We start from the raw sequence: 6,829 nt of genomic DNA, 5'->3' as shown, positions 1-6,829 counted from the left end.
CCGCTAAACGCAAATGACAACACCAAAACGTAAGCCATTGCCTGACGATGGCGGATAATCCGCAGATACGCCGCAATCATCCCCGGGGATTGCTCTTCGTGTTTCCTGCTTTCCGGTACTTGCCACAGGAACAGAATTCCCACCAATACTGCGTATCCGGCTAACGCCGCGAAGATCACGCGCCAGCCCCCCACGGTTGCGAAGAACGCCCCCAACATCGGTGCAAGCAGCGGTGCAGTCATCATTACCATGGCAATCATCGATAGCACTCGCGCCATATCTTTGCCGCTGTATAGGTCCCGCACCACGGCCGACGAGTTCACCACTGCAATCCCCCCACCTATTGCCTGTATCACACGTAACGCCAACAAACTTTCGATGGTATCGGTCCATATCAGCGCAACGCTGGCCAAGGCAAAGATCGAAAGACCCAGGACCACTGCGGGTTTGCGGCCCCAACGATCAGACAAACTCCCACCCGTGATTTGTCCAATCGCAAAGCCCAGCAGAAACCCGCTAACGGACAGCTCCACATAATGACTGGGTGTGTCCAGGTCAGCCGCCATCATCTGCATTGCGGGCAGGTACATATCGATTGCTAACGGAGTTACAGCAACCAACATGGCCAATAGAACTGTCAGGCGCCGAACGGGTATGGTCACAAATAGTCATCCTCAGAAAACGGAAAAACCGGGAAACAACGTTCCCGGTGGAATTATTGCAGAACCTAGCCGATCCAGTTTATTCAGGCTTCTGCCAGCGCTCTGTTGCTTCAGCGATGCGTTGTCCGAAAGCCTCGGCAGTGCGGTGATCGGTAGCTGGAGGGGTCACGTCCGCACCCTCATCAGCATTGGCCTGCGCCATCAGGCCCAGGAAGCTACCCAGACGGTTTTGATCTTCAACGCTGCCAGCGGCGCTGTTATTGCCCGGCATCATACCGGTACCAGCCCAGATCATGCCCTGTTGTGCGGCATAGATACTCATCTGCACCAGCGTATTCAGCTTATCGCCACTCTGGGACGCAGAAACGGTGAAACCCGCGGCCAGCGTGTCTTTCCAACCCTGCTCGAACCACACTTTGGAGCTGGCATCCATAAAGGTCTTAAACTGGCCGCTCACGCTACCCATGTAGGTTGGGCTACCAAAGATGATCGCATCCGCTTCATTTAGGGTGTCCCAGTTGAGTTCGTCCAGATCTGCAACTGACACCAATGCGACCTCGGCGCCACCCTGCTCCGCGCCTTTAGCAACGGATTTAGCGATCGCTTCGGTGTGGCCATAGCCGCTATGATAAGCAACTGCGATTTTGAGCGTTTTAGACATGTAACTGCACTCCGTATATATCGTTTAGGGAACCGGTACAGAAGAGCGGGGTCTCTTCGATGCGGGTTCCGTTGTGACTCGATCGATGTGCAAAGAGCATATCTGCGTCTCTTAAATTCATAAAATGCATGATAAACATATCGGCCATGCAAAATCTGAATCTACGAACTCTGGATCTGAACCTGCTGATCATCCTGCAAACCCTGTTGGAGGTGAGGCATGTCACCCGCGCCTCTGAAAAGCTCAATATGAGCCAACCCAAGGTGAGCCGCGCGTTACAGAAGCTGCGGGATGCCTTTAACGACCCGCTATTGGTACGTACACTGGATGGATACGACTTGAGCGCGCGGGCCGAACGCCTGCTGCCGGAATTAAACCAGATCATGGGTGACCTTGAGCGTATGGTTGCCCAGGAATCATTTGATCCGGCCACTTCGAGGGATAGAGTTAAGGTGTATGCGGTGGATTTGGAGGTGGTGGCATTCTTACCCCAATTACTCACAAAGTTGCGCCAGCACGCACCGCATATGATGCTGGATATCCGTAGCGAACCTCGAGATCATTTTGACCTTCTGGCTGAAGGTGACGTGCACTTCTCGTTAAGTGGTCGTGTACCGACTGTGATGCAGGACCAATACAGGATGATGCCACTGGCCCAGTCCAATATGGTGTGCATGATGAGCAGCAACCATCGATTGGCAGGCCAGCAAATGACGTTGGAAGACTATCTTGGGTGCTGTCACGGTTATGTATCGATCACCAACGAAGGCCCTGCAATGATCGATACTTACATGTCCGGCATGGGTAAGTCCCGGCAGCTGACGACCCGCTTACCTAACTTCACATCCGCAGCCTATTTCTGTGAATCCAGCGACTTGGTTGTAGCGATCCCGGAGATCATTGCGCAGATGGTTGCCAAGGGGCATGACGTTACGATCCAACCACTGCCATCAGAGATCACCCTGCCACCGACCCAGTTCAACCTTTACTGGCACGAGCGTTATCACAACGACCCGATGTGTCGGTGGGTACGACGGGTGCTTTTGGGGCACTAGCGGTTTTGCGCGTTAGAAAGGCCTGAATTCTCAAGCTCCTTTACATTCTAAGGATCAATGACATCTGTCAGGTAACGCGCATCCTCTGAATACTTACCGTTGGGTGGGATTTCCTATGCTAAAAATAACGCCGAGTTCCAGGAGCAAAGTAGGCGTTATCAGGCGTTTTTTGTTATGCCTTATTCGTCTTGGTTGGCTTCAAGCTAAGGCTTCTCTTCACGAACCAGCATGTCCATAAATTTTTCAAATCGCCTCAGTCGGGTTTCGGGTTTCTTTGCACCTAACAACCCTTACGCGATGACATAACGACTCGATTTATTTAGTGTTTCAAAAAACGCTTTTGCCTTTGGCTTGCTATCCAACGCCTCCAGGAAATCTTCCGGCACTGTCATTTCACTTGCCGTATAAGCATTTTCCCAACGGCCATCAGCTTTGGCGGCACGAATTTGAGCAAGGCCTGCCTCCATCATCCGGCCCTCTTTGATCAAACGCTCTGCGTGCTCTATGTTCCTCTTTGACCAATTACTTCTAGCTTTCCTGGGCGTGATTCGTTGGAGATAGGCTTGATCATCAATCGACTTCTTAACACCATCGATCCAGCCCCAGCACAGTGCCTCAATCACAACGTCATCCCAGGTTACGCTAGGAATCCCGGTCTTTTTCTTAAATATTTTGACCCATAGCTCATTTTCAGATGTGTGATTCACCTTGAGCCACTGGCCAAGGTCTTCTGGTGTTGCAAAGGTCATGATTTTCGCTGGATCAGGTTCAGGCATGAAGCTAAATTCTCTTAGAGGGTATTGCGGGCGGATTTGAGGCTGATTTGTAGTTGCGAAGCGACGAAAAGGCAGTCCCAGCGACGTAGTGCAGACAACAGCCGCTTGTTAGGCACCTACAAGTGCTTTGGCACCGATACTGATTGCTTGCTTTACGGTTTCATTTAATCCGGTATTGAAAGCTCCCTTTGAGCATTCAAGCAACTTTTCCCCAATAGACTGATTTTGGCTGAGTGTCGACGGTACGACCTTTAAAACCTCTAAACCTTTAGGGGTTAGCACACCTTTTCGGTATTCCTCATCAATACACTGGTTTTCATCCAGCCAGATATATCCAGACTCAACTAACCAAGACAAAGTAGCGTCTGCTATTTCAGATACTTGCCAGTATCCGTCGTAGTCATCGGGATCGACAAGCTCCTCTGCATATACAGGAAGCTTGATTGCAGAATGTACGGGAAAGCTTGAATATAGATCTGCAAAGACCTTTCCTGCAATGCCATTAAATATTTCGATATTACTCAACCTGTCCATGACTACCTCCTTAATGCCTAACACCTAAATAGACATCAGTTTGATGCGTTTAAACACGTCATTCTGACATATATCCCCGGGAGGTTATTTGAAGCAATGGAAGGTAAGGTGATGATGTACATACGTTTTCCTTAACGTCCACTTCGTTCCCTTCCGGGGAAATGTATCAATGTGATGCACTATCCTTGCACACTTACTTGCTTCAGCAAACCCCTTAATCTCGACAGTTAACTTCTGGTGTACCTAATCAGCTTTGCAGTTGTCGAGACCTTAGGCGCTAGGCGCTTACCTTGTCGCAATTAAGCGCTCAGCAGCCTATCGATTAAGTCAGAAATGGACTTGAAGATTGTACGTATGGAAGGGTTTTTGGAGAGATAAAGAAAGGGCCTGTATGAAACAGGCCCTGGAGATAAATTAACGTGCGCAGATCAACCAGAGTGCGACCAGCGCAGCGAGGAAGACAGTTTCCGCTACCAACAGCGCAATTGGCTTCCCGCCCATGGTAGCCAGTTCTTTGAACGAGGCTTTCATGCCCAAGCCCACCATTGCGATGATCAGACACCAGCGGGACATTTCGCTCATACCGGACGTTACTACCTCTGGGACCGGCACGGTACTGTTGATGGTTACGATGATCACGAAGGCTACGAGGAAGCCTGGCAGCGGCAGCTTAGACTTACCGTCGGTGCCCATATCAGTTCGACGGGCTACTAGGATGGAGATCACCACCACAACAGGTACCAGTGCGGCTACCCGCAGCAGTTTGGTGAAGGTCGCAACGTCACCGATCTCGTCGGACATCATATAACCCGCACCAACTACCTGCGCGACGTCGTGGATGGTTGCACCCAGGAAGATACCGCTCTCGTCAGCGTTCAGGTTTAGGCCGGTAACGATCAGCGGATAGGCGATCATCGCTACGGTACTAAGCGCCGTCACGCCGATCACGGTAAAGATCAGGTTTTTTTCGGACTCTTTGTTCTGAGGCAGTACGGCGGAAACGGCCAGCGCTGCGGACGCACCACATATGCCCACCGATGCACCGGACAGGATGCTCTGGTTTTTGCTCAGCCCCATCCAGCGACCGCAAAGCACACCAAAGAAGATGGTTGCCGGTACGCCGACCAGTACGATGGCAATAGGTGTGATACCCAAGCCCATCAGCTGTTCGAAGGTAATACGGGCACCGAGTAAGGCGATACCAAAACGCAGTACGGATTTGGCTGCAAACTGGATACCCGGAGCACAACGCCCCTCTTCGGATAGGTAGTTGAGGGACATGCCCATCAGCAGCGCGTAGAGAATGGTTGGACCACCGTAGTGTTCAGAGACAAATTTGGCCGCCATACCCACCACAAAGCAGAGCAACAGCCCCGGCATAATAATCGAAAACCACTCTTTGACAGCGTTCTTATCCATAAACGCTCGCGGTTGTGAGGTGGACATAGGTGGTGCTCCAATTCAGATGTTACGTGATGCTGAAGTCCGTGCGACACAGATCAGCGTTGAGCGCGAGAAAGTATACGCGATACGATCGAGTATATGGTTATGCGATTAATAAACTGTAGTGTCAGGAATGATTAACCTTTAGTACCAGTTGTTTCCCCTTGCAAAGCAACCTATTAGGAAACAACTGGACCAAAGGTCTGAAGAGGTCAGACAGTGAAGCGGCTGATCAGCTCTTTCTGCTGGGTAGAGATCTGCAATAGATCGTCACTGTGATTGGAGACTTTCTCGGCGCCGCTGGCTGTTTCACTAGCCGCCGCATTGATTTGCTCAAGAGTACGCGCCATCTCCTCAACCGCTAGGTTTTGCTGGCTGGTCGCCTCGGTGATGTGGGTGCTCATGCTGCGAATATTTGCCACGGCATCCTTCATCTTCATCAGCGCATCCTGGGAGCTATGTGCGGAGTGCACGCACGACTCGGTCTGCGCGACACTGTGCTGCATCACATCGACAACGCTGGAGATACTGGACTGCATGTTCTCCACCATCTCCTGAATTTCTTGAGTAGAGTGATGGGTACGACGCGCTAGTTCGCGCACTTCGTCGGCCACAACCGCAAACCCGCGACCCTGCTCACCTGCCCTCGCCGCCTCAATCGCAGCGTTCAGTGCCAACAGGTTGGTCTGTTGGGCGATATCACCGATGGTATCCAGAATCGAACCGATCTGGTTACTGTACTGGCTCAATTGATCACTCAGGGACACAGCTTTAGAGATATCATCCGCCTGCTGACGAATACTGGATACGGTTTGCTGTACATGCTGATCAGCATCCAGGCTCAGCTGTTCACAGTTCTGTACTGCTTCAAGCGTGGTCTGCGCAAACTGGTTCACTTCCTGCACCATCGACTCCATCTCTTCAGATGCAGAGGCTGTAATGGTCAGCTGTTCGCTCTGCTGCCCCATAGCGCTGTGTGTCTGGCGACTAGTGATGGCATTGCTCTCAGCCACATCACTCAAGTGTTTGGAGCCATTGGCGATCTCTTCCAGAATGTCGTGCAGGTTGGCGACAACCTCGTTCAGTGCACGGCCCAGATCACCAAATTCATCTTTACGGTCATCATCGAAGGTGGTGCGCATATCGCCTTTGGCCAACAACATCAGCTTAGTGACAGTTGCAGACAGAGGCTGATGGATGCTCCGAACAGTCAGCGTTGCAATTACGATCGCCAGCACCAGATTGCCTACGAGCAGAGCAACAATCATGGTTTCGGTAATCTGGGAGCTGTTATCGGCTTCCGCTTTGCGTTCAGCCGCCTGATTCATGGATGCGTTAATAAACGCATCAACGACTGCCTGTGCTTCAGTCTGCAGCTGCGCTGTAGTCGCCAGTTGCTTAGTCAGTTGGTTGCTTTTGTTGTAGGCATCGCGATATAGCGCCACCATACCGTTGTCGCCGTATAGATCGGCAATCAGATCATCCACCAGACGGCCGATACGTTTGGCGCTCGGATCGATGGCCACCAGGGCCTGCAAGGTCTTGCTCAGTTCACCCTTGCTACCGGTCAGCTCACGATCAAGGCGAGGCATATCCTGGCTCTGGCGGAAATTGATCAGTTGGGTGCGGTGGGCGTTAGCCGCACGCATGAACGCTCGGATGCGGGTCAGTCGTTCGCTGATGGTGTTTTTGCTGATG

General features: G+C 51.6%; 6 protein-coding genes and 1 pseudogene. 1 reads left to right on the top strand and 6 read right to left on the bottom strand.

All coding sequences use genetic code 11. The annotated features are described in order from the left end of the window. Nucleotides 1-662 (bottom strand): MFS transporter (locus ACEQ15_RS16775; protein ID WP_370280392.1); only part of this gene is annotated, 662 nt, incomplete at its 3' end. A gap of 79 nt (nt 663-741) precedes the next feature. Next, entirely contained in the window at nt 742-1,323 is a 582-nt protein-coding gene (locus ACEQ15_RS16770) for a flavodoxin family protein (RefSeq protein ID WP_370280391.1), read from the bottom strand. A gap of 146 nt (nt 1,324-1,469) precedes the next feature. Between ACEQ15_RS16770 and ACEQ15_RS16765 the strand changes: the two genes are divergently transcribed. After that, the gene (locus ACEQ15_RS16765; RefSeq protein ID WP_370280389.1) at nt 1,470-2,378 is read left to right on the top strand and encodes a LysR family transcriptional regulator; all 909 of its coding nucleotides are present in this window, start codon (nt 1,470-1,472) and stop codon (nt 2,376-2,378) included. Between the two features lie 203 nt (nt 2,379-2,581). Here ACEQ15_RS16765 and ACEQ15_RS16760 read toward each other — a convergent pair. From ACEQ15_RS16760 to ACEQ15_RS16745, 4 genes and pseudogenes are all read right to left on the bottom strand, one after another. Next, a pseudogene (locus ACEQ15_RS16760) lies at nt 2,582-3,127 on the bottom strand (YdeI family protein). Nucleotides 3,128-3,262: 135 nt separating this feature from the next. Continuing rightward, nucleotides 3,263-3,688, bottom strand: coding sequence for a hypothetical protein (locus ACEQ15_RS16755; protein WP_370280388.1), 426 nt, complete (start codon nt 3,686-3,688; stop codon nt 3,263-3,265). A gap of 414 nt (nt 3,689-4,102) precedes the next feature. Continuing rightward, nucleotides 4,103-5,134: a YeiH family protein gene (locus tag ACEQ15_RS16750; protein ID WP_370280387.1), complete on the bottom strand. Its 1,032-nt coding sequence runs from the start codon at nt 5,132-5,134 to the stop codon at nt 4,103-4,105. 209 nt (nt 5,135-5,343) lie between these two features. After that, on the bottom strand, nt 5,344-6,829 hold a 1,486-nt coding region (locus ACEQ15_RS16745; RefSeq protein WP_370280386.1), incomplete at its 5' end, for a methyl-accepting chemotaxis protein.

Source organism: Pontibacterium sp. (assembly GCF_964228735.1).
GTDB lineage: Bacteria > Pseudomonadota > Gammaproteobacteria > Pseudomonadales > Balneatricaceae > Pontibacterium.
This window is presented reverse-complemented; position numbering and strand designations above follow the sequence as displayed.

Coding starts and splice junctions, on each gene's coding strand:
- ACEQ15_RS16770 (WP_370280391.1), bottom strand. CDS start 1,323: ATGTCTAAAACGCTCAAAATCGCAGTTGCTTATCATAGCGGCTATGGC.
- ACEQ15_RS16755 (WP_370280388.1), bottom strand. CDS start 3,688: ATGGACAGGTTGAGTAATATCGAAATATTTAATGGCATTGCAGGAAAG.
- ACEQ15_RS16750 (WP_370280387.1), bottom strand. CDS start 5,134: ATGTCCACCTCACAACCGCGAGCGTTTATGGATAAGAACGCTGTCAAA.
- ACEQ15_RS16765 (WP_370280389.1), top strand. CDS start 1,470: ATGCAAAATCTGAATCTACGAACTCTGGATCTGAACCTGCTGATCATC.